19 protein-coding genes are annotated in these 22,974 nt (G+C 62.5%); 11 read left to right on the top strand and 8 right to left on the bottom strand.

What is annotated here, in order from left to right:
- Positions 1-8 precede the first annotated feature (8 nt).
- The 3 genes from purB to QM609_RS09965 all read right to left on the bottom strand — a co-directional run bounded on the left by purB (position 9) and on the right by QM609_RS09965 (position 3,316).
- Positions 9-1,430, bottom strand: a complete 1,422-nt coding sequence (gene purB / locus QM609_RS09975; RefSeq protein ID WP_003945775.1) for an adenylosuccinate lyase — start codon at positions 1,428-1,430, stop codon at positions 9-11.
- A gap of 55 nt (positions 1,431-1,485) precedes the next feature.
- Positions 1,486-2,091: a TetR/AcrR family transcriptional regulator gene (locus tag QM609_RS09970; RefSeq protein WP_003945736.1), complete on the bottom strand. Its 606-nt coding sequence runs from the start codon at positions 2,089-2,091 to the stop codon at positions 1,486-1,488.
- Between the two features lie 64 nt (positions 2,092-2,155).
- Positions 2,156-3,316, bottom strand: coding sequence for a pyridoxal phosphate-dependent aminotransferase (locus tag QM609_RS09965; RefSeq protein WP_037132442.1), 1,161 nt, complete (start codon positions 3,314-3,316; stop codon positions 2,156-2,158).
- A 162-nt stretch (positions 3,317-3,478) separates the two neighbouring features.
- Here QM609_RS09965 and QM609_RS09960 point away from each other — a divergent pair, with 162 nt between their 5' ends.
- From QM609_RS09960 to QM609_RS09945, 4 genes are all read left to right on the top strand, one after another.
- Positions 3,479-5,089 carry an ABC transporter substrate-binding protein gene (locus QM609_RS09960; RefSeq protein ID WP_042452661.1) on the top strand — a complete coding sequence of 537 codons (1,611 nt, stop codon included), beginning with the start codon at positions 3,479-3,481 and terminating at the stop codon, positions 5,087-5,089.
- Positions 5,090-5,143: 54 nt separating this feature from the next.
- Entirely contained in the window at positions 5,144-8,512 is a 3,369-nt protein-coding gene (locus QM609_RS09955) for a serine hydrolase (RefSeq protein ID WP_054188019.1), read from the top strand.
- Between the two features lie 2 nt (positions 8,513-8,514).
- Positions 8,515-9,930, top strand: coding sequence for a serine hydrolase domain-containing protein (locus QM609_RS09950; protein ID WP_256933397.1), 1,416 nt, complete (start codon positions 8,515-8,517; stop codon positions 9,928-9,930).
- An 87-nt stretch (positions 9,931-10,017) separates the two neighbouring features.
- Positions 10,018-11,406, top strand: a complete 1,389-nt coding sequence (locus QM609_RS09945; protein WP_054188020.1) for a sensor histidine kinase — start codon at positions 10,018-10,020, stop codon at positions 11,404-11,406.
- Between the two features lie 3 nt (positions 11,407-11,409).
- Here the strand turns inward: QM609_RS09945 and QM609_RS09940 are convergent, their stop codons facing one another.
- On the bottom strand, positions 11,410-12,084 hold the full coding sequence (locus tag QM609_RS09940; protein WP_037132434.1) for a response regulator transcription factor: 675 nt from the start codon (positions 12,082-12,084) through the stop codon (positions 11,410-11,412).
- A 117-nt stretch (positions 12,085-12,201) separates the two neighbouring features.
- Between QM609_RS09940 and QM609_RS09935 the strand changes: the two genes are divergently transcribed.
- Positions 12,202-13,035, top strand: coding sequence for a phosphatase PAP2 family protein (locus QM609_RS09935; protein WP_230793145.1), 834 nt, complete (start codon positions 12,202-12,204; stop codon positions 13,033-13,035).
- On the opposite strand, the gene QM609_RS09930 is transcribed toward QM609_RS09935, so the two are convergent.
- Complete coding sequence (locus QM609_RS09930; RefSeq protein WP_283337275.1) at positions 12,971-13,645, bottom strand: ABC transporter substrate-binding protein; 675 nt, start codon at positions 13,643-13,645, stop codon at positions 12,971-12,973. The genes QM609_RS09935 and QM609_RS09930 overlap by 65 nt on opposite strands.
- 3 nt (positions 13,646-13,648) lie before the next feature.
- Positions 13,649-14,053: an ABC transporter substrate-binding protein gene (locus QM609_RS09925; protein ID WP_283337274.1), complete on the bottom strand. Its 405-nt coding sequence runs from the start codon at positions 14,051-14,053 to the stop codon at positions 13,649-13,651.
- Positions 14,054-14,152: 99 nt separating this feature from the next.
- Between QM609_RS09925 and QM609_RS09920 the strand changes: the two genes are divergently transcribed.
- Positions 14,153-14,608 (top strand): MarR family winged helix-turn-helix transcriptional regulator, encoded by a 456-nt coding sequence (locus QM609_RS09920; RefSeq protein ID WP_054188021.1) that lies wholly within the window; start codon positions 14,153-14,155, stop codon positions 14,606-14,608.
- A gap of 74 nt (positions 14,609-14,682) precedes the next feature.
- Here QM609_RS09920 and QM609_RS09915 read toward each other — a convergent pair whose 3' ends face one another.
- Together QM609_RS09915 and purD are read right to left on the bottom strand one after the other, a co-directional pair.
- Positions 14,683-16,341 (bottom strand): GMC oxidoreductase, encoded by a 1,659-nt coding sequence (locus QM609_RS09915; RefSeq protein ID WP_054188022.1) that lies wholly within the window; start codon positions 16,339-16,341, stop codon positions 14,683-14,685.
- 152 nt (positions 16,342-16,493) lie between these two features.
- The gene (purD, locus tag QM609_RS09910; protein ID WP_007734401.1) at positions 16,494-17,750 is read right to left on the bottom strand and encodes a phosphoribosylamine--glycine ligase; all 1,257 of its coding nucleotides are present in this window, start codon (positions 17,748-17,750) and stop codon (positions 16,494-16,496) included.
- Between the two features lie 171 nt (positions 17,751-17,921).
- Here purD and QM609_RS09905 point away from each other — a divergent pair, with 171 nt between their 5' ends.
- The 5 genes from QM609_RS09905 to QM609_RS09885 are packed head-to-tail and all read left to right on the top strand — an operon-like array spanning position 17,922 to position 22,952.
- Positions 17,922-19,544 (top strand): ABC transporter substrate-binding protein, encoded by a 1,623-nt coding sequence (locus QM609_RS09905; RefSeq protein ID WP_054188023.1) that lies wholly within the window; start codon positions 17,922-17,924, stop codon positions 19,542-19,544.
- Positions 19,541-20,575: an ABC transporter permease gene (locus tag QM609_RS09900; protein ID WP_007734398.1), complete on the top strand. Its 1,035-nt coding sequence runs from the start codon at positions 19,541-19,543 to the stop codon at positions 20,573-20,575. Before QM609_RS09905 ends, QM609_RS09900 begins: the two co-directional genes overlap by 4 nt.
- Positions 20,568-21,389, top strand: coding sequence for an ABC transporter permease (locus tag QM609_RS09895; protein WP_054188024.1), 822 nt, complete (start codon positions 20,568-20,570; stop codon positions 21,387-21,389). Before QM609_RS09900 ends, QM609_RS09895 begins: the two co-directional genes overlap by 8 nt.
- On the top strand, positions 21,386-22,303 hold the full coding sequence (locus tag QM609_RS09890) for an oligopeptide/dipeptide ABC transporter ATP-binding protein (RefSeq protein ID WP_054188025.1): 918 nt from the start codon (positions 21,386-21,388) through the stop codon (positions 22,301-22,303). The genes QM609_RS09895 and QM609_RS09890 overlap by 4 nt, the downstream gene beginning before the upstream one ends.
- 1 nt (position 22,304) lies before the next feature.
- Positions 22,305-22,952 (top strand): ABC transporter ATP-binding protein, encoded by a 648-nt coding sequence (locus QM609_RS09885; RefSeq protein ID WP_054188026.1) that lies wholly within the window; start codon positions 22,305-22,307, stop codon positions 22,950-22,952.
- The last annotated feature ends 22 nt before the right edge of the window (positions 22,953-22,974 follow it).

The raw sequence follows: 22,974 nt of genomic DNA, 5'->3' as shown, positions 1-22,974 counted from the left end.
CGTAGCCCTTACAGAATCGGCGACGGCGCGTACGCCGCAGCTTCGGGGTTGGCGTCGACAAGTTTCTGCACCTCGGCGACAACGGCATCGACCTGAGCCGAAGCAGCACCGACAAAAGCAGCCTTGTCGGCCAGGGCCTCGTCGAGTGCAACGCGGTCGAGCGGCAAACGGTCGTCGGCGGCAAGGCGATCGAGCAGGTCGGGCTCCTTGCCCTCTTCACGCATCGCCAGCGCAACTGCGACGGCATTCTCCTTGATCGCCTCGTGTGCGGTCTCGCGTCCGACGCCGGCGCGGACGGCGGCCATGAGCACGCGCGTCGTGGCGAGGAACGGCAGATACCTGGTCAGTTCCTTCTCGATGACGGCCGGGTACGCGCCCATCTCGATCAGCACGGTCAGGAAGGTCTCGAACATGCCGTCGATCGCAAAGAACGCGTCTGGGAGCGCGACGCGGCGCACGACGGAGCAGAAGACGTCGCCCTCGTTCCACTGTGCACCCGCAAGCTCGGCTGCCATGGAGCCGTATCCGCGCAGGATCACCTGAAGTCCGTTGACTCGCTCGCACGAGCGGGTGTTCATCTTGTGCGGCATCGCCGAGCTGCCGACCTGGCCGGGCTGGAAGCCTTCGGTGACCAACTCGTGGCCGGCCATCAGGCGGATCGTGTGTGCAAACGACGACGGGCCCGCGCCGACCTGGACGAGCGCGGAGATGACGTCGTGGTCGAGGGAACGCGGGTACACCTGGCCGACGCTGGTCAACACGTGAGCGAATCCGAGGTGCTCCGCAACCTTCGCTTCGAGCTGCTCGAGCTTGGCCGCATCGCCGTCGAGGAGGTCGAGCATGTCCTGAGCGGTCCCCATCGGGCCCTTGATCCCGCGCAGCGGGTACCGGTCGATCAGCTGGCGCAGACGCGTCAGTGCAACCAGCAGCTCGTCGGCGGCCGAAGCGAAACGCTTGCCCAAGGTGGTGGCCTGAGCTGCGACGTTGTGCGAGCGGCCGGCCATAACGATGGACGAGTACTCGGCAGCGCGCTCACCCAGACGGGCGGCGACGGCGATGCCGTGGTTGTAGACGTGTTCGAGAGAACGCACGATCTGCAGCTGCTCGACGTTCTCGGTGAGGTCGCGGCTGGTCATGCCCTTGTGGACCTGCTCGTGCCCGGCAAGTGCGTTGAATTCCTCGATGCGTGCCTTCACGTCGTGGCGGGTGACCCGCTCGCGGTCCGCGATGGACTCGAGGTCGACGTTGTCGATGACACGCTCGTAGTCGTCGATGGCGTCGGCCGGAATGTCGATGCCCAGCTCTGCCTGCGCACGCAACACCGCCACCCACAATTGACGCTCGAGCACGATCTTGTACTCGGGAGACCACAGAGCAACGAGCTCCGGGCTGGCGTAGCGGTTGGCAAGGACATTCGGGATGCGGCTCACGAGGCCTCAGTCTAACGGGGGCCGAGCAGTGCCGTTACCCCCGATAGAGACCGAGCTAGACCGGCGGCGCCATCACGTCGATCGATTCCAAGAGCATTCCCCTGGCCAACCCCCGTGGGTCCGGGTCGTACTCCCCCAGAGCCGTGATCATCGCACCGTCGACCATCGCGACAAGACGGCGCAATTGCCCCTCGGGAGCCGACCGGCCCGAGCGTCGAAGCGCATCGGTCAACAGGTCGTCGAGCTGGGCTCGTAGGCGCAACTGCACGTCACGAAGTGCGGGATGACGGGCACACGCGACGAATCGTTCGTAGCGCGAGATCAAACGCTCGCGGCTCTCCGGCCGCTTCTCTTCGTCTCCGAGCAGCAGCTCGACCAACAGTTCGACGGTTGATTCCGCGCCCCGCCGACGTTGGGTCACCGCAGCCACTCTGGCGCGCATCGCTTCCATGTCGGCGTTGCCGTTGAGCTCGACGGCACACGCGATCAGATCGTCGAGTGAGTCGAAGTAATAGGTCGTCGAAGCCAGTGGAAGGTCAGCTCTGGTTGCCACCGCTCGGTGACGAACGGCGTCGAACCCGCCCTCCAGCAAAAGTTCAGCAGCGGACGCCACCAGAGCTTGGCGACGTCGTTCGCCCTTGGGCGTAGCTGCAGAAGACACCACGACATCGTGCCAGCAGAGGGCACCTCCGCATGGCGAAACAGCTCGAAGACCCTGCTGTTTGTTACCCGAGCCACTTCTCGAGGCGGGCCAGTGCCTCCTGGATGTCGGCTGTCGCACCTGCGAACGAGAGTCTGACCATCCGGTTTCCGTGGACGGTGTCGAAATCGATTCCAGGTGCCAGCGCGACCCCGGTATCTGTCAGCAACCGGGCACACCACGCGGTGGCGCCCTCGTCGCCACACAGATGGCCGATGTCCGCGTAGACGTAGAACGCACCGTCGGCGGGAGCCAACTCGGTGATGCCCAGTTTCGGCAACCCGGTCAACAACAGTTCACGATTGACGGCGTACCGCTGAACGTGCCCGTCCAACTCGACCTTCGCCTCGTCCGAGAACGCCTCGACGGCGGCGTACTGAGAGATCGCGGGCGGACACACGGTCATGTTCGACGCGAGTCTCTGCAGCGGGCGCCGAAGATAGGTCGGCACCAACATCCACCCGAGTCGCCAACCCGTCATCGAGAAGTACTTGGACACCGAGCCGATCACGACGGATTCGCGTGAGGTCTCCCAGGCGCTCGACGTGTGCTGATCGCCGTATCCGATGCCGTGGTAGATCTCGTCCGAGATCAGAAGAGTTCCGTGCTGCTCGCACCACGTCGCCAATGCAGCGAGCTCCTCGGGCGAGATCACCGTGCCCGTGGGATTTGCCGGGCTCGCGACGATCAGACCGGCAGGCGGCGACGGCAAAGCCTCGAGCATTTCCACTGTCGGCTGGTATCGAGTTGCCGGCCCGCAGTCGAGTTCGACGACGTTGCAGCCGAGAGCGGCAAGGGTATTGCGGTACGCGGGATATCCGGGTCGAGCAACCACCACGGTGTCGCCCTCGTCGAACGCGGCCAGGAAGAGCAAGGTGAACGCCCCGGACGAACCGGTCGTCACCACCACGTCTTCGGCGTCGACGGCGATTCCCGATCGCTCGCTGTGGTAGCGCGCAATAGCCTCGCGTAGCTGCAGGATCCCGAAAGTCTCGGTATACCCGAGTAGTTCGGTGCCCAGAATCTCTCGCGTCGCACGTAGCACCGGTGCCGGCGCGGGCGTCGACGGTTGACCTGCCGCCAAGGTCAGGACGTCACCATGTGTCCGCTGACGTTCGGTCGCGGCCTTCCATACATCCATGACATGGAACGTCTGGATATCTGATCGACGAGATTCTGAGCGCACACTCCGACGGTAGTCGAACCGTGGTGCGGCAAGAAACGACGGCCACCCATTGTGACGATCCGACAGATTCAGGCGCTCAGCATGAGTCGATTCAACGAGACCTGGGCCACGTCCCTCGCGCAACATTGATCAACGACTTCCTTCGATCAAAAGGTGCATCAGATGAAAGCTCGCTCAGTGCCCACTGCGGCTCTGGTCACGATCGGCGTTCTCACGGTTGCCTCGTGCGGAAGCACCTCTGATCCTGGCGGCAATTCTTCCGGCGACTACGCGAAGGACGGCAGTTTCACCACGATCGTGAACACCGATCCCGGCAACCTTCATCCCCTGATCACCAATCTGACTGCCACGCAGGCGATCAACAGCTATACGAACGACTCGTTGTTGGCCATCGACCCCAAAACCCGCGCAGCGGGCTCGTATCTGGCCGAAAAATGGAGCGAGAACGGAACTTCGCTGAACTTCACCCTCAAAAAGGGGATCACGTGTGAAGACGGCACGACCTTCACTGCCCAGACAGCGGCAAACAACATCAACTGGGTCGTCGACACGACCAACGGCTCGCCGTGGTTGGGAGCATCCGTACCCGAAACTGCGGTAGCAACCGCTGATGGTGACGAGCTCACGATCAAGACAACGGAACCCGCGCCCTTCCTCCTCGAGCGCATCGGCGCTCTCAAGATGGCGTGCCAGGCAGCCCTCGACGACCCTGCCAGTGTTCGAGGCAGCAGCAACGGAACCGGACTGTTCAAGATCACCGAAGTAGTGGCCAACGATCACGTCACGCTCGAACGCCGCGACGGATACAACTGGGGGCCGAACGGCGAAACCACGTCGGACACGCTCGGAGTGCCCAAGACGGTCACGATCAAGGTCGTGACCGACGCCGCGACGACGGCGAATCTCGTCCTCACCGGAACGGTCAACGCGGCCCCGGTTGCCGGCGCGGATATCGAACGTGTGGAAGCTTCAGGCCTCGAGTCGATGACGTCCAACACCCTGAGCGGACAGTTCATCTTCAACCACAATGCGGCTCTCCCCACCAAGGACGAAGCCGTACGCACCGCACTCGTGCAAGCGATCGATCTCGACGATTACACGGACATCAACACCGGTGGCAAAGGCTCACGAGCTACGGCACTGGCAGTAGTCGATCCGCGGGCGTGTGACTTCGACAGCGTCACCGGTGTAGTTCCGAAGTTCGACATGGCCGCTGCGAAAAAGACTCTTGCGGACGCCGGTTGGAAACCCGGATCCGACGGTGTCCTGACCAAGGACGGTCAAGCGCTGCAATTGACGGTCATCTTTGCCAACTACCGCGACACCACCTCTGCAGCAGCAGAATACGCGATGAAGCAGTGGCAGGAGCTCGGCGCGAAGGTGGAGCTTCGTGGTGGTGACAACAACTTCATCATTTCCAACACATTCGCAGCGAAAGACCTTACGTCATGGTCGATCTCGATCGGACTGACCGTCCAGAGCGATACCCCCAGCATCTTCGTTCCGTACTTCGCCGGCCCCACCCCACCGTCGGGTGTCAACTTCGCATCGATCGACAATCAAAAGTACGCCGAACTGGCGGCGAAGGCCTCGGTTCTGCCCGGGCAGGAATCCTGCTCGGTGTGGAAGGAAGCGGAACAAGCACTGTTCACCTCGTCCGACGTCATTCCGGTGTCCACGTCGCCGAACTTCATGTTCTTCAACGGCGCAACGGCCCTGTATGCACCAGTTGGCGGCACCCTGGCCGGCCCTGGCATTCGCGTTCTGAAATAAGCCGGAAGACAAAGCTTTACGTCTGCATCTATTTCTCCGATTCGAAGGATCTACATGACTGACCGTCCATTTGTTCTCGACGACCTCCACCGTGTGGTCACACCCACTGAGACCTCAATCTCTCCCGACGGCACCGTGGTCGTCTTCGTTCGCTCGGAAATTGTTGCCGGAAAGGCAACTACATCGCTCTGGGCGGTGTCCCGCGATTCCCAGGCTCACCGCCTCACCGCAGGGCCCGCCGATTCTGCCCCTCGGTTCTCTCCGGACGGAACCTCGATTGCCTTCCTGCGTAAGGTCGGCGACTCCGCGCAGCTGCACCTGATCCCGCTCGCCGGTGGCGAGGCCGAAACTCTCACCACATCAGCATCACTCCCCCTCGGCGCCGGTGCAGCAGCCTGGAGCCCGGACGGAAATGCCATCGCGTTCGCCGCTGTGGTCTCACGCTCGGACTCCGCCGATCCGAATGCTCCCATCGTCACCGACCGACTCGGATACAAGGTGGACGGTGCCGGTTGGCTCGGCACCTTCCGTCGCCACCTTCACACCGTCGATCTGGAGACGAAGGCAGTTCGACGGCTCACCGACGGTGATTGGAATGCCGACGTTCCGTCCTGGTCGCCCGACGGCACGGCCCTTGCCTTCACCGCGAATCTCGAACCGGACAGCGATCTGAACCTCACGTTCAGCGCTTACCGCATCCTCGTCGACGATCTGTCGGTTCCCCCGCAGCGACTCGGTCATGCCACCGGAGTGCAGGGCTCCACACTGTGGCATCCGCAGGGAGATTCGGTCGTCGCCATCGGCACTCCGGAGGTCCGTGTCGGAACTGCAGACCTGATCCGGCTGTCCGTCCCCGGCCCAACCGAGACACCGGTCGACGTCACCCTCACAGCTCATCTCGATCGCAACGTGATGCCCGGTGCACCCGGTTACCCCGGCGGCACACCGGCACTGTCGAATACTCGCGACGAAATCGTGTTCTGCCTACGCGATCGTGGATGGACGCATCTGTACGCGGCCGACATCGAAACCGGCACCTCTCGATCCCTCGTCGCCAATCCCAACGAGGTCGTCTCGGCGCTCTCCGTTGCCCGTGACGCCCGCGTCGCCTCCGTCATCGTCACCACGCAGCAGTCCTTCGGCGAGGTCGCACTCGTCGATCTCGACAGCGGCGCGGTCACCACGCTGACGAAATTCACCGCAGAAGCACTCCCCGAGGTGACACTGTTTGCCGCCGAGGAACGCGAGTTCACCATCTCCGACGGCCGCACCGTGCATGGTTGGTTGCTGTCCGCTCCCGAAACCAGTGGTGCCGCACCCCTTCTGCTCGACATTCACGGCGGACCGCACAACGCGTGGACCGGCGTTGCAGATACCTATCACCCCGCCCACCAGGTTCTCGCCGCCCAGGGTTGGCGCATCCTGACCCTCAATCCACGTGGGTCGGACGGGTACGGCGCAGACTTCATGTACGCCGTCAACGGCGCCTGGGGTACCTCCGACCAAGCCGACTTCCTCGAGCCGATCGACGCGCTTGTCGCCGAGGGACTTGTCGACGGGGACCGTCTGGCGATCACCGGGTACAGCTACGGCGGATACAGTACGTGTCACCTGACGTCCGCGACGGATCGTTTTGCCGCTGCGGTTGCCGGCGGGCTGATCTGCGATTTCAACGCCATGGCCGGAGTCTGCGATTTCGGTCCGCACCTCGCGTCACTCGCCACCGGCACGACTGTTCCCGAGAACTCCGCGGGGCTCCTGGCAGCCTCACCGCTCGCCGCCGTGAAGAACGTGGTGACCCCGACGCTGATCCTGCACGGAAAGTCGGACGAGCGGTGCCCGCTGGGTCAAGCCGAGGCCTGGTTCGCCGCACTGCGCCAGCAGCACGTACCCACCCGTCTGGTGGCGTATCCCGGTGCAAGCCACGGGTTCCTCGTCAACGGCTCGATCTCGCACCGAATCGACTACAGCACACGACTCATCGAATGGGTCAAGCGATACACCTCCGCGAAGCTGCCCAAGACCGGCCTGGCCAACGCGTCTGCCGGAGCCGACGCGTGGAAGCGTTCGCTGGACGTACTGTGTGAGCGTTACGGCGTCACCGGTGCTCAATTCGGTATTCTCACACTCGATTCCAACGGCAAGGAAATCACCCGTACGACGGTGGCTTCCGGCGTGATCAATGCAGACACCGGGGTCGAGGTATCCACCGACTCCCTGTTCCAGATCGGATCCATCACCAAGGTATGGACCGCGATGCTGGTCATGCAGCTTGTCGACGAAGGCTTGCTCGACCTGGACGCGACCGTCCGGTCGATTCTGCCCGATTTCGCACTGCAGGACGAGGAAACAGCTGCCCGCATCACGGTTCGCGCACTTCTGAACCATCGCAACGGAATCGACGGTGACCTGTTCATCGACAAGGGTCGCGGCGACGACGTCGTCGAACGCTACGTCGAGGGCCTGCGTGACTTCCGTCAGGTTCATCCACTCGAGGACGGCTTCGCGTACTCGAACTCCGCGTACGTCCTTGCAGCTCGTATCGTCGAGGTTCTTCGCGGCGGCATCTGGGACGACATCCTCAAGGAGCGGATCATCGATCCGCTCGGCCTCGCGCACACACTCACGTTGACCGGAGATACACCGAGATACTCTGTGGCAGCGGGTCATACGGGGAACTCCGTCGTGATGCCCGTCTGGCCGATCACGCGCTCGATGGGGCCCGCGGGTTGCATCACTGCCAGCATCGGAGATCTACTCACGTTCGCGGAACTCGGTCTTCTCGAAGGACAGAGCGTCGACGGCGTACGGATCGTGTCGGAAAATTCAGCCGCCGCGATGCGCACACCCGAAATCGACATCAGCGAACTGTTCCCGGACAAGTCGGGTTGGGGCTTGGGCTGGTTCCACGAAACCTGGTCGGGCGAAGAGATTTTCGGGCACGACGGCAGCACCATCGGCCAGCACGCGTATCTGCGCATCTTCCCCCGCCACAATGTCGCGATCGCACTGCTGACCAGCGGCGGCAAGGCCGACGGCCTCTACCGTGATCTCTTCACCGAAGCCGCGGCCGCGTTGGTCGGACTCGAACCTCCGCAAGCCCTCGCCCCGAACCCCGCGAGTGTGGAGTCGATTCCGGATTCGGTTCTGGGAAAGTACAGCTCGGGCGGAATAGCAATCGAGTTCCGTCGTGGAGAGTCCGCTGACGAGGCCGTGATCACCGTCATCGGCGACGTAATCCCGAATCCCGAGGAAGACGAGACAGCTCCGAAGAAGCCTGCAACGGTAGCCACTCTCGTACCGTCGCAGATCCCGGGGACCTGGACCACCCGTCAACCCGGGGCCGCGGGTTGGACGACGGTACGGCCGCACCGAGACGGAGTGTACGTCGGATTCCGCTTCCTACCACGGGTTAACGCGTGACGATGACCGATACACATACGATGACGGAAACACAGAACGCCGAAACACAGAACGCCAGCGAACTCGAGGAATCAAAGATGCAAGAACAGCTTCAAGAACTCGTCGATCAGTGGAGGGTCGAGGCAAACATCCCCGGCGTCTCGGTCGGCATCGTTCACGGCGACAAGGACATCGTCGTCACCAGTGGCATCGAGAGCGTCGAAACCCAACTCCCGGTCACCGACAAGACGATGTTCATGATCGGCTCCACCACAAAGGTGTTCGCCGCAACAGCCGCGATGGCACTCGTCGAGGACGGCCTACTCGATCTCGACACCCCGTTGGTCGAGTACGTCCCCGACCTGACCTTCGCCGACGAAACAGCCACGCGCACAGTCACGATGCGTCATCTCCTCACCCACACCGGCGGATTCACCGGCGACGCGGGCCTCTCGGCAGGCTGGGGCGAAGACGCCCTGGGACGCTCGGTTTCACGGCTGAACGAACTGCGACAAGAATTTCCCGTCGGAGAAGTCTTCTCCTACAGCAACTCCGGATTCGTTCTCGCCGGACATGTCGTGGCCAAGATCAGCGGATTGACCTTCGAAGAGCTGGTCAAGCAGCGCGTGCTCGACCCCCTCGACATGAAGAACTCGGCCTTCCTGCCCTGGGACGTGATGACCCACCGGTTCGCACTCGGTCACTACATCCGCGACGGTGTGCCGTTCGTGTCCAACGAAACCGGGCTGGACCGCGGCATGATCCCTTGCGGCGGAATGTGGTCCTCGGTGCGAGACCAACTCGTCTGGGCACGTTACGCACTGTCTGGCGAACACCCCGGCGAAGGACAGCCGCTCGACGAGTCCACCCGGTTGTTGATGCAGAAGCCGCAGCGTCCCGCCGCGATGATGTTCGAGGAAGTCGGCCTGGGATGGCTGTTGACTCGATACGGAACCACACAGGTAGTGCGGCATGGCGGAAACGTGAGCAACCTCCAGGTCTCCGAGTTCATGACAGTGCCCGAGAAGAACTTCGCCGTCACCGTGCTGACCAACGCCCTCGGCGGCGGAATCGGCAAGAAGATCGTCGACTGGTGCATGGCCAACCTCACTGAACTACCCACGCCGGCATCCCTCGACGTAGTCGAGCCCGAACCCGCTGCCGTCGACGCAGTCCTGGGCAAGTATCAGGCCGGCTCACTGACGATGACCGTCGCCCCCGGTGACGAGGGAATCGGCATCCGGATGGGCAGCGCGCAGGATCTCGGTGAATACGAGGACATCGTCTGGCCGCCGGCAATCCCGATCGCCTTCCTCAACGACCGTGACTTCGCTGCGCGCGCCGACACCACCCGGGCGTTGGGACGCTTCGTCACCGACGACACCGGTCGCGCCGTGATGCTCGAATTCGGCGGCCGCACCGCCAAGCGAGTGGCCTGATCCTCTAGACGGGTGACGCGGTCCGATTACGGGACCGCGTCACCCGTCTTCGTAAATGCACAGCCGAGAAGGTACAGACTGGACGCCATGAACTTCATCGGCGAGTCGATTCTGCACCCCTCCCGGTGGAGCGTGCGTGCCCGTTCGACCGTGGCTTCGACACTCGTGATCGCCTTCTGCCTGGTGATCGCCGGGCTTGCACTGGTTTTCGTGCTGGCAAACTCCCTGCATCTGTCCGCGCTGAACAGCTCCGACGCTCGCGCCACGCAATTGGTCCAGCAGCTCAACGGAAAAAACCCGGCCGATCTCGACCCTTCGCTTCTGTCCACAGACAGTCAGATCGGAATCGTGCAGATCGTCGACGCCGATCACCGAATAGTCGCCCAATCACCTGGAACCGACAGCGACCTCCTGTCCGAACGTTTTCTCGGCCCTGACGAGTCGGACGCTCTCGGAAGGGTCAAGAAGTCCGACGACGAGGACTACTGGCTGATCGGGCGAGGCGCTCAGACGGCGACCGGACCAGTCACCGTCTTCGTCGGCGCCGACCGCGAACCGGTTGAAACCGTGGTGACGACCGTTGCCGTTCTGCTGGCCATCGTCGGACCTCTGGTCCTGGGGCTGGCAGCGTTTGCCACCTACCGCCTCGTCGGTTCGGCCCTCGCTCCCGTCGAACGCATCCGCGCTCGGGTAGCATCGATTTCGAGTGGGCGTCAAGGTGAACGAGTGCCTGTCCCGTCAGGGAACGACGAGATAGCCCGACTGGCAACAACAATGAACGACATGCTGGCGCGCCTCGACGAAGGTGCGCTGGCCCAGCAACGATTTGTCAGCGATGCCTCACACGAGTTACGCAGTCCGCTGTCCACGATCACGACGGCCCTCGAACTGGCACACCGACGCCCGGATCTCCTCGACGACGCGCTGATCGAAGACGCACTACTTCCCGAGGCGCGCCGGATGCGGCAGTTGATCGAAGACCTGTTGATTCTCGCGCGCTCTGACGAAAGCGAACTCGAAAAGTTCGGCATCGTCGTCGACGTCGACCTCGATGACATCTTGTTCGCCGAGCAGAAAAGGATCGACGGTATCTCCGCAGTTACGGTCGCCGCTGCCGTGGCTCCGGTTCGGGTCTCCGGAGACCCGAGAGCATTGACGCGGATGGTGCGAAACCTCGTGGACAATGCAGTGCGGCATGCGGAGACCCTCGTGTATCTCGAGTGCTCCGAAGCCGGAAACGAAGCCCACATCGTGATCGAGGACGACGGGCCCGGAATCCCTGCAGCAGAACGCGAACGAATCTTCGGACGCTTCGTCCGCCTGGACCAGCCGCGGTCGAGGCAGGGAGGCGGGTCCGGACTTGGACTCGCCATCGCGTCGGAAATAGTTGCGGCGCACCACGGAACCATTTCCGTCAGCGAGAGGGCGGGCGGTGGAAGTCGATTCGAGGTGACGATTCCGGTACCGAACGACTGACGATCAGGCAGTGCCGACAAAGCGGTACCCGACGCCTCGGACCGTTTCGATGCTCTGAGTTCCGAACGGGAGGTCGAGCTTCTTACGAAGGTAACCGATATACACCTCGACGATGTTCTCGTCACCTTCGTAGTTGGTGTCCCAGACAGAGCGAACGATCTCGGTCTTCGTGACCACCACACCATTGTTGCGCATCAAGAATTCGAGAACGCTGTACTCCCTTGGCGTCAGGGTCAATTCGATTCCCGCTCTGCTCACCTGATGTTTGGCCGGGTCGAGGGACAGGTCTCCAACGGAGAGTATCGCCGGACGTTGTGGAGCGCCGCGACGCACCAGTGCGCGCAGCCGAGCGAGAAGCACGACAAACGAGAATGGCTTGACCAGGTAGTCGTCGGCGCCGAGATCGAATGCATCAGCCAGGTCGTATTCGCCGTCCTTTGCCGAGAGCATGAGGATCGGCGTCCAGATCTCCCGGGCGCGTAGATCCCGCACGATGTCGTACCCGTGTTTGCCCGGCAACATGATGTCGAGAACGATCACGTCGAATTCGTCACTGCACGCAGTCGCGAATCCGTCGTCACCGTTGAGTTCGACGGCGGTCACGAATCCCTCGGCCACCAATCCCCGCCGGATCGTCTCGGCCAGGCGCACTTCGTCTTCGACCACCAGTACTCGCACCACCGGCCCCGTTTCGTCGCCACGCAGTTGTTCGGATGCACCCAGTAGAGCAGACGGTAGACCCAGAGCCGAGTTCCGTTCAGCGTTTCTTCAGCTTCGGCTCGTCACACTGCATTCATGCCTGCAACTGTGTCGACCGTGCGAAACGTGGTCACCGAAGTCCTGACCGAGAGCACCACCGCAGAGATCGCGGTTGCCGCAATCGTGGTGGCCGCAGCTCTGTTCGCGTTCGGTTCGATCTACCGAGCTTCCAGCGTTCGGTCTACAGCCCTTCGCACGTGCGGACTCGTGCTTGCACTGGTGACGCTGTCGATCCAGGTGTATGGAAGCGGGTGGTTGACGAGCTTCGACGGGCCGGTGACCGACTGGATGGTCGATCATCGGAGCGGCGCCCTGAACCAGATCGCGGTCGCCGTCACAGATCTCGGTAGCCCGGTCGCCACCGCGCTACTCGGGATCACCTGCGGAGTGCTCATCTCCTGGCGAGCGCGTTCGGTCGTTCCGGGCTTGATCGTGATCGGAACCGTTGGCGGGGCGGCGGTCGCCAGCACGGTAATCAAAGCGCTCGTCGGTCGCGAACGTCCGCCGACCAACATCCAGGTTCTTCTCGAGACCGGCCACTCGTTCCCCTCCGGTCACGTGACGGGCACAGCAGCGCTGTTCGGCATTGCCGTTCTCGTTGTGAGCGTCGACCGAACAACGGCCGTCAAACGCCTTCTGATGCTCCTCGCCGTGACGGTCACCGTCGTCGTCGCGCTGACTCGCCTCTACTTGGGTGCGCACTGGCTCACCGACGTCATCGCCGGAGCCATTCTCGCGACGCTTGCCGTCACGGTGGGTGGAGCCCTCTTCCGATTCGTCGGCACTCACAACCAAGCTGAATCGACTACTGCTGCAATGCGCTCTGCAGAACCTTCAGCACTTCACGAGCCGCAGTCGGCCCGGTATTGAGGTAGAAGACGTCGTCGTCAACAGCGACGGCGTGGTTGGCGACCACACCACGTAACTGCCCCCACAACGGCGCGTTCGTCAATGTCGCCGGGTCCCCGCCCTGCACGCCGTAGAAGATCCAGTCGGCGTCCGCCACGTTCAACTCTTCTTCACTGATGTCTCGGGAAGTGTCGTCGAACTGCTGCGACTGCGGACGGGTCAAGCCGGCATCCTCGGCGATACTGCCGGTGAACGAAGGAATACCGAAGATGCGCAGACGATTTCCGTTCTGGCGCGTGAACGACACCGTCGGCGGCGACGAGAGGGAAGCACCGAGGGCCGCGGCATCGGTATTGAAGGTATCCAGCAGTGCCGCCGCCTGCTGCGTCTTACCTACCCCGTCGGCAACCAGCAGGAAGTCCTGCTTCCAGTAGACGCCGGTTCCCTGTGTTGCCACCGTGGGTGCGATGGCGGAAAGCTGGTCGTACAGCGAATCAGCGTCCTTTCCTGCAACATTCATCAAGATCAGGTCAGGATCGAGCGTGACGATCGCTTCGAAATTCGGTGTGAAGCGTCCACCTGCGTCAACGACATCACTTAGCTGAGTACGGAATTCGGGGTACGCAGACAACAATTACGGAGGCACCAGGTCCGCACCGTCACCACGCGTCGAACCTGCGGGCACGACACCGAGCGACAGGAGTGCATCTGCTTGCCCGGTCGAGATGACAACAACCTTTTCGGGCTGCGATTCGATCGTGGTGTCCCCTTTGAAGTGTGAGACGGTACGAGGGAACTCGCCGTCCGACTTTCCGCTCCCCATTCCAACCGGGACTTCTCGCGGAGCGACAAACGCAGAGTCCGCCGGAGCCGACGCACTGATCTCGGCATCTGTGGGCGACGCGTCCTCGCTCGAGCAGCCACTGAGAGCTGCCACCAATGTCAGTGCGCCGATCAGCATTACACTGCGTGACTTCTTTCGAAAATTCATGATCGTGTCCCGTACGTCGTGAAGCATGACAGCTTCATCTTCCGTCATGGTTAGGTGACCCTACCCTATGAAGAACTGTAAACTATATCTGTGTCAGATACAGTTCCAGGGCGAGGATCACACGGGGTCGATCGCTACTCTGATCACGTGCCCACCGCGGAAGAAGCATCGAGATCACTCATCGCTGCGGCGTTCGAATTGCGTCGAGCGCTGCGGGAATACATGGATACGTCGGGTACCGACGCGACTCTGCCAGAGGCACAATCCGAAGTACTTCACGATGTCGCACACCATCCGGGCACTCGCATCGGGGCCGTGGCCGATCGTCTCTCCAGACGCCCGAACACCGTCAGCACGCTGGTGCGCACACTCTCCGACAAAGACCTGATCGAACGGCGACCCGATCCCACGGACGGCCGAGTGAGCACACTTTTCGTGAAGGACGAGCGAAGCGCGCGACGAGACCGTCGATCCGAACTACGCATCGGCGTTCTCGCCGAAGAATTGGCGTCCCTCGACGAGGGCGCCCTCGACACATTGACCACTGCCGTCGGTATCCTCGACCGAGTCAATCGATCATTGCGAGATCACGCGCCGCGATGACACTCCGGGACATACAGAAGCGGTGCGGTGCAGCACCTGCCGCACCGCACCGCACCTGCTGACGAGTTACCGCCCTAGTTCATGTCGTTCGCAATGATGTTCTCGATATTCCGTTCGGCCAGAGCGGTGATGGTGACGAACGGATTGACTCCCACATTGCCCGGTACGAGGGATCCGTCCATGACGTACAGACCCGGGTACTCCGGCAGACGACCGTAGCCGTCGGTCGCCTTGCCGAGCACACAACCGCCGAGGGGGTGGTACGTCAACTGATCGCCCCACGTCTGCGTCGGGCCGAAGAGGTCGGTCCGGTAGATCGTGCCTTCCTTCTTGTTGATCTTGTCGAAGAGCTTCTTCGCCATGTCGATCGACGGCTGGTTCTGCGAGCGCTGCCAGTTCAATCCGACCTTGCCTGTTGCCGAGTTGAATTGGAACTGAGCACGTTGCGGATTCTTGGCAATCGCCAAGTACAGGCTGACCCACAGTTCGGTACCGGCCGGGAAGGGTGCGATTTCCGCAAAGACGGGAGCGGATGTGTCGGCCCAGTTGTCGATACCCATCACGGGGATCGCCGACTGCTTCGCACCGGTGGCGTCCCACATGTGATTGGCGCGGCCCACCATCACGTTGCCGTTGTGACCCCATTCCTGTCCAACTGCACCCGGCAAATTCGCCAGCTGCCCTTGCGCTTTCATCGCGACCAGGAGCTTGCTGGTCCCGATACTGCCGGCCGCGAAGAAGACCTTGTCCGCCGTCACTGTCTTGGTGCCGACGGTATTGCCCTGCTCGTTGATCTGGTTCATCACCACTTGATAGCCACCGCCGGTCGCGGCCGGGGAAACCGAGGTCACGACGTGCAGAGCTGAAATGGTGAGCTTGCCGGTGGCGGATGCCGCAGCGAGGTACGTCTTGTCCAGAGATTTCTTTCCGGCATTGTTGCCGTAGATGACCTCACTGACCAGAGCGGACTTGGTGACCTGGCCGGCAGCTTCTTGCTTCATGTAGTTGAAGTCGTAGACATTCGGCACGAACGTTGTTGTGTAACCGGATCTCTCAGCGGTCTTTCGCCCCGTCCGCGCGAACTTGTAGTACTCGGTCGATTCGAACCAGGCCGGGTCGATGTTGTTGACTCCGAGCGCAGCGTTCGCGCGCGGGAAATACGTCGAGTACATCTCGTTGGAATCGACACCGGGCAGGATCTCTTCGAAATAGTTACGCTTGGGTGTGACGGCCATACCGCCGTTGACCAGCGACCCACCGCCGACCCCTCGGCCCTGGTAGACCTTGATCCCGCCGAAGTCCTCGGCGTCGAGAACACCGACGTAGCGGCTGATGTTCTTGTCCACCGAGCCGCCGGAGAAGTGTGAAACCGGTTGAACTGTACGGTCTCTGAGCCAGAAGGACCGACCGTCGGGCGAGAGCATCGGGCAGAAGATCTTGCCGTCGGACCCTGGTGTGGTCCACGACTTCCCCATCTCGACCATGTGCGTGTCGATACCGGCCTGTGTCAGGCGAAGTGCCGCAACGGCACCGCCGTATCCACTGCCGATCACGAGCGCGGGGACACGGTCTCCGTCGTTCAATGCTCGTCTGGGCGCAGCGGCCGCCGTGGTCCACGAGGACGAGAGTGCGGCGGCCCCCACAGCTAATCCTGTTGCTGCCAAGAAGTTTCTACGCGAGAGCGTGGAATTGGTACGTGCGTGCCGTTCGTTGGATCCAGCGCGAATGCTCAAGTGTGCCCTTCTCTTTCCGTGACCCCCGCGCTGAGATATACCGGGAGAAACCGAACGAGAAGTCCATACTCGTGGGTAACTTCAAGGAACCGTTGATTTTCCATGAAAAGGGCCGATGAACAGAAAGTTCACCGGCCCTCCGAAAGAACGAGTCAGGGAATTGAGATGCGACCTTCGACGGCGCCGAGCCCGATGTCCTTGCGGAAATGACCGCCGGGAAGCTTGACGTCGGCGATCTTTGCGTAGGCGTCGTCGCGAGCTTCGGTCAGATCCTTGCCCACTCCGACAACACTCAGCACACGCCCGCCGGCCGAGACGACGGCACCGTCTTCACGCTTCTTGGTACCGGCGTGCAGGACTCCGTCGGCGTCGGCTCCGGTGATCACGTCGCCGGTGCGTGGGGTTGACGGGTAGTTCTCCGCGGCAATCACGACCGTGACAGCGGAACCGTCGCGCCACTGCAACGGACCGACCGAATCGAGTGTTCCGGTCGAGGCCGCATTGAGTAGACCGCCCAGCGGCGTTTCGAGGAGAGCAAGCACGGCCTGAGTTTCGGGGTCACCGAACCGGCAGTTGAATTCGACGACGGCCGGGCCGTCGACACCGATCGCCAGACCGGCGTAGAGAAGGCCGGAGAAACTGCTACCGCGCGCGACCAACTCGGCAGCGACAGGCTTGACGACGTCGTCGACGATCTGCGTGACCATCTCGTCGGGCAGCCACGGCAATGGGGTGTACGCGCCCATGCCGCCGGTGTTGGGTCCGGAGTCTCCGTCGCCTACTCGCTTGTGGTCCTGAGCCGGGAGCAGCGGGATCACGGTTTCGCCGTCGACGAGGCAGAAGAGCGAAACTTCCGGACCGTCGAGGAAGGACTCGAGGAGAACCGGGTGTCCGGTCTCGAGCAGTTCTGCGGCATGATCGCGCGCGGCGAGACGATCCGTCGTGACGACTACGCCCTTACCCGCGGCCAATCCGTCGTCCTTGACCACCCAGTTGGGACCGAAGCGGTCGAGTGCTTCGTCGAGCTTGGCCGGATTGTCGACGATCTCACTGTGAGCGGTCTTGACGCCGGCGACAGCCATCACGTCCTTGGCGAAAGCCTTCGATCCCTCGATGCGGGCGGCGTCGGCCGAAGGCCCGAAGCAGGCGATACCTGCTGCGCGCACCGCGTCTGCGACACCGAGGACCAGCGGAACCTCGGGTCCGATGACGACGAGGTCGGCTTCGACCTTCTGGGCCAGCGCGGTAACCGCGTCACCCGAAGCGACGTCGATGGGGTGCTGCTCGGCGATTTTTGCGATCCCGGCATTGCCAGGCGCGCAGATCAGGGCCGTGACACCTGGATCGCGAGCAAGAGAGAGAAGGAGGGCATGTTCACGGGCTCCGGAGCCGATTACTAGTACGCGCACGGTGAACAGACTACGGCCTGCGATAACAGGGCTCTCGGAGTGCCACTGGCGGGGCCAAGGTCCCAGCGTTCGGCCTTTGTGCGAAATATCCGTTTCGAGATGAGATCATATGAATACCTGAATAGGTGAACAGATGTTTTCGTACACCTGTCCACCAAGGAAAGGACACCCGTGAAACTCCACAAACCAGGCGTTCTGACGCTCACCGCAACCGCCGCAATCGGCGCACTTCTGATCACGTCGTGCAGTAGCCCGACTGGCACCGACTCCTCGGGCAACAGCGACGGCCTGGTCTTGGCCGACGGCTACGAGCTGGGCGGCTACAACCCGGTCGCAGGCTTCGGCGCTGCCGGTGAGGCCAAGATGTACGACGGCCTCGTCCGGCTCACCGGAGGGACCGGCATGCCGGGATTCGAGCCGTCTCTGGCCGCGGAGATGCCCACTGCCAATGCCGACGCGACAGTCTGGACGGTCAAACTCCGCGACGGGGTCACCTTCTCCGACGGGTCGACCTTCGACGCCGACGACGTGGTTGCCACGTACAAGGCGATCCTCGATCCCGCTTCCGCCTCCGAAGCGCGGTCGTCGTACGACATGATCAGCGACGTCGTGGCCGTCGACGACAGCACAGTCGAGTTTCGTCTCGCCTACTCGTATGCGCCCCTGCTGACGAAGATGCTGATCGGCATGGTCCCGTCGGAATCCCTCGCGACACCCGGACTGGCCGCCGAATCGCCGTTGAACACCGCGCCTGTCGGTACGGGTCCGTACACACTCGTCGATCTCTCACCGGATCGAGCGGTCTTCGAGGCGAACGAGAACTACTGGGACGGTGCACCGGAGATCAAGAAGCTCACTCTCCTCTACGTTCCGGACGACAACACCCGCGCCCAACGTATGGTATCCGGCGAGATTGACGGAACCAATCTCCCTCCACTGCTTGCCAATACGTTCTCGGGCAAAGACAACATGTCGGTGACTGCCCATCAGTCAGCGGACTGGCGCGGTCTCTCACTTCCGACGAACAATCCCGTGGCAGGCGACAAAGCCGTACGGATGGCGCTCAACCTCGCCGCCGATCGCCAGTCGATGATCGACAACGTCCTGGGCGGACACGGCCGCGTCGCCGCCACTCCGATCCCCGAGGTCTACGGCGATTCGTACAACCCGAACGCAACCTTCGCCTACGACCCGGCCGAGGCCGAGCGAATTCTCACCGAAGCGGGCTGGATCGAAGGTGCCGACGGAATCCGTTCGAAAGACGGTCAGCGGGCGCAGTTCACGATCATGTACAACTCCGTCGACACCGTTCGACGTGATCTCGCTCAGGCATTTGCCTCCGATGCTCTCGCTGTCGGCATCGAGGTGGATCTCGAAGCGCTCTCCTGGGACCGCATAGACCCTCGAATCAACCAGGATTCGACGCTTCTCGGTGGTGGAGACGAACCTTTCGATCCAGACACGCAGGCGTACGACGCGCTGAACTCGAAGTACATAGCGCCCGGGGTCGGCAGCATCTACGACAACGCCAGCGACTACTCCAATCCAGCAGTCGACGCAGGCTTGGAAGTAGGACGCCGCAGCCTGGATCAGGCAACGCGTGACGCCGCGTATCGCGACGTGCAGCAGGCGTACGTCGAGGATCCCGGATTTGTCATCCTCGTATTCCTCGACCATACGTACGTTTCGAAGGATTCCGACTGGCAGATGTCCGGACCTGTACTCGAGCCACACTCACACGGTGTGACCTGGGGCCCGTGGTGGTCACTGCAGACGTGGGCCAGAGGGCAATGACAGCGGTCGACGTTCGGGTAGACGCGCGGCAATCGCTCGACCACCGTGGCAACTCCCGCCGAAAGGCCATCCTCACGATGGTCGGTCGGCGGGCGTTGTTCATCGTGCCGGTGATCGCCGTGGTGTCCGCGGGACTCTTTGCCGCCGCCGCGATCTCACCGTTCGATCCACTTGTCGGCTACCTGGGCACGCGATACATGACGACCAGCGACGCGGACAAAGCGTTGATCGCCGATCAGATGGGTTTCGACAACCCCTGGTACAGCACGTACTGGAATTGGCTCCAGGGCGTGTTCACCGGTGATCTCGGGATCTCCAGATCGTTCAATCAGCCTGTTTCCCAAGTTATCTCCGAGCGTCTGCCATGGACCCTGCTGCTGGTCGGTATCTCGCTCCTCATCGCGATTCTCGCCTCGCTGACACTCGGTGTTCTCGCCGGAATCCGCAGTGGAGGATTCTTGGACAAGACCGTGTCCGGGCTGAGCGTCGTGGTCCAAGGACTTCCGCCGTTTGTCTTGTCGCTGGGTGCCATCGCGCTCTTCGCGTTGACTCTCGGCTGGCTCCCGGTCGCCGGGTTGACCGACGGGGGTGCCGATCCCACACCGGGACAGGTGATCCGGCACTTGGTCCTACCGGTGACGGTCCTCTCCATCTCGCAGATGCCGTGGCTCCTACTCGCGGTCCGAGAATCCGTCGTGGGTTCGAAAAGTGAGGGATTTGTCGCGGGCGCCGTAGCACGCGGAATCCCGACGCCGACCATCACGAAACGCCACATACTGCCGACCTCACTGGCGCCTTTCGTGAACATCGTCGGCGTGCGACTGCCCGAGCTGATAGTCGGGGCAGTGCTGGTGGAAGAGGTCTTCAGTTGGCCAGGGATCGCCGGCGCCATCGTCTCGTCAGCCCGTGACCTCGACATGGCACTGCTCGCGTTCCTCACCGTCGGTACGACATTGACGGTCATGCTCGGCTCACTAATTGCCGACGTCCTCGTTGCAGTACTCGACCCGAGAGTGAGTACCGATGGCTGAACGACGCTTCAAGATCGCCGTCGGCGTGCTGATCCTCGTGGCGCTGTACGCGGCGTTGGTCCCATGGTTGGCCGACGTCGACGACCGAGTCACAGACTTCTCGGCGGCTCGCCTGGCTCCGTCGTTCGATCACCCGTTCGGAACTGACTCGGCGGGCCGAGATCTATTCGTGCGCATAGCTGCAGGCATCAGAACCTCACTTCTGATCGCACTCGCCTGCGCACTGCTCGCCACGGTGATCGGCGTCGCCGTCGGCACTACGGCCGGACTGGTCGGCGGCTGGGTGGACAGGTTCGTCATGCGCGGCACCGATGCCGTCAACGCACTCCCCCACCTGTTGCTCGGCATCGTCATCGTCGCGATGTTCCGTGGAAGCATTGCCGCCATCGTGCTTTCGATCGCACTGACCCACTGGACCCAAGTGGCCCGGATCATCCGCTCCGAGATCTTGAGTCTGCGCGAGCGTCCCTACATCGACGCCGCCATTCTCGCGGGAGCCAGTCGACGTCACGTGATCATGCGCCACCTCGTGCCGGCGACGGCGCCACAGGCTTTGATCGCAGTCGTTCTCCTGCTGCCCCACGCCGTCTGGCACGAATCGACGTTGTCCTTCCTGGGATTCGGCCTTCCCCCGCACAAGCCCAGTCTCGGGACGCTTCTCGAAGAGGCACGCAGTTCTCTGCTCCTCGGCGGTTGGTGGACGCTGGTATTCCCCGCCACAGTTCTCGTGATCGCCACCGTCGCAGTTGCCGTCGCCGGTTCGGCCCTGCGGTCGATGCTCACGCCCCCTCGACCTTCGGAGTTGCGACTGTGAACCACGGCCTGCGCATCGAATCTCTCACCGTCAGGATCCCTCTACTCGGAGGATCGGTAGTTCACGCTGCGAGCGACATCGACCTCGACGTTCAAGCTGGCACGGTGACCGCACTTGTCGGGGAATCGGGGTGTGGCAAGTCGATCATCGCCACCTCGGTCATGAACATGTTGCCGCCGAATGCTTCTCGAACCGGAACGGTCACCGTCGGAACACCGGACCTCGAGATCGACGTCTTCTCCGGCGCCGCGTTCCGTGGGCGGCACGTGGCTCTCGTTCCACAATCCGCCGCAACACATCTCACCCCCGTCCGCACTGCGCGATCGCAGCTACAGGAGACGATCGACGCACTCGGCAGCGATCACACTTGCGATGCCTTGGCACTTCGCGTCGGACTCGAACCGTCGGCCCTGGACTGCTACCCGCACGAACTGTCGGGCGGCATGGCGCAACGCGTGGCCATTGCCGGTGCGCTGGCCGGGAATCCGTCGGTGATCGTCGCAGACGAACCCACCGCCAACCTCGACCGCGAACTCACCGACCACGTCATGGGATTACTTCGAGAGTGCGCGGACGCCGGAGCGGCGGTCCTGCTCATCACCCATGACCTGGCATCCCTCACCCGCAGCGGTGTCGCTGATCGACTTGCCGTCATGTACGCATCACGCATCATGGAGACCGGCCCGGCCGCGCTGGTGTTCAAAGATCCGCTTCACGATTACACCCGAGACCTTCTCGGCGCCTTACCTTCCAGAGGTTTGACTCCCATGCCGGGATCGCCACCGCAACTCACCGATCTCCCCGAGGAGTGCGTCTATCACCTACGACGCCCGGAGTCGAAACAATCCGGTGGCCCGACCGAACTCGTCACATTGGGTGACCGCACGTACCGAACGCTGCGGAAGGTGGGCTGACATGAGTTTGCAAGCTCTGGGAATTACCAGCGGTTACCACCGGAACCGACCGGTGCTCGAGAACGTCTCGCTCGAAATTCCGCCGAGAAGGCTGATCGGCCTGAGCGGGACTTCGGGCACCGGAAAAACAACACTTGCAAGGATTCTCGCCACGTTGGACGCACCGTGGTCAGGCGAGGTGCGGATCGACGGATCACCCGTTGTGGGTACCAAATTCTCGGTACCCGCGGCACTACGCGGCACGGTGTCCATGCTGTTTCAGTCACCTCGCGCATCGACCGACCCTCGGCAGACGCTCGCCTCGATCATCGGCCAACCCGGTGACATTGCCAGTAGGTCAATCGATGTGGCCGCGCTGGCAGCAGAAGTGGGCCTCACTCCCGATCTCTTGTCGCGCAGACCACACCAGGTGAGCGACGGCCAACTACAGCGCGCCTGCCTGGCGAGATCGCTGGCGCAACAACCGAAATACCTCATCTGTGACGAGGCGACGGCGATGCTCGACGCCGCCACGACGGCCGCGCTCATTCGGTTGATCGAGAGTCGCGCCGCCGAAACCGGCGTCGGCGTATTACTCATCAGCCATGATCGCGAATTGCTCGGCGCCTGCTGCGACGTTGTCCACGACCTCGACATTATTAGCGCTTAGCCCCTGCGAAATCGGCCCTTGA

Source organism: Rhodococcus sp. IEGM 1302 (genome assembly GCF_030056935.1).
Classification (GTDB): Bacteria; Actinomycetota; Actinomycetes; order Mycobacteriales; family Mycobacteriaceae; genus Rhodococcus_F; species Rhodococcus_F qingshengii.
Note: the sequence above shows the minus strand (reverse complement) of the source record. Positions and strands in the feature narration are given on the sequence as shown.

Excerpts from the sequence above, each read along its gene's own strand:
- QM609_RS09935 (WP_230793145.1), top strand. The coding sequence starts at position 12,202 with ATGCCTGCAACTGTGTCGACCGTGCGAAACGTGGTCACCGAAGTCCTG.
- QM609_RS09925 (WP_283337274.1), bottom strand. The coding sequence starts at position 14,053 with ATGACGGAAGATGAAGCTGTCATGCTTCACGACGTACGGGACACGATC.
- QM609_RS09945 (WP_054188020.1), top strand. The coding sequence starts at position 10,018 with ATGAACTTCATCGGCGAGTCGATTCTGCACCCCTCCCGGTGGAGCGTG.
- QM609_RS09885 (WP_054188026.1), top strand. The coding sequence starts at position 22,305 with ATGAGTTTGCAAGCTCTGGGAATTACCAGCGGTTACCACCGGAACCGA.
- QM609_RS09900 (WP_007734398.1), top strand. The coding sequence starts at position 19,541 with ATGACAGCGGTCGACGTTCGGGTAGACGCGCGGCAATCGCTCGACCAC.
- QM609_RS09955 (WP_054188019.1), top strand. The coding sequence starts at position 5,144 with ATGACTGACCGTCCATTTGTTCTCGACGACCTCCACCGTGTGGTCACA.
- QM609_RS09960 (WP_042452661.1), top strand. The coding sequence starts at position 3,479 with ATGAAAGCTCGCTCAGTGCCCACTGCGGCTCTGGTCACGATCGGCGTT.
- QM609_RS09895 (WP_054188024.1), top strand. The coding sequence starts at position 20,568 with ATGGCTGAACGACGCTTCAAGATCGCCGTCGGCGTGCTGATCCTCGTG.
- QM609_RS09950 (WP_256933397.1), top strand. The coding sequence starts at position 8,515 with ATGACCGATACACATACGATGACGGAAACACAGAACGCCGAAACACAG.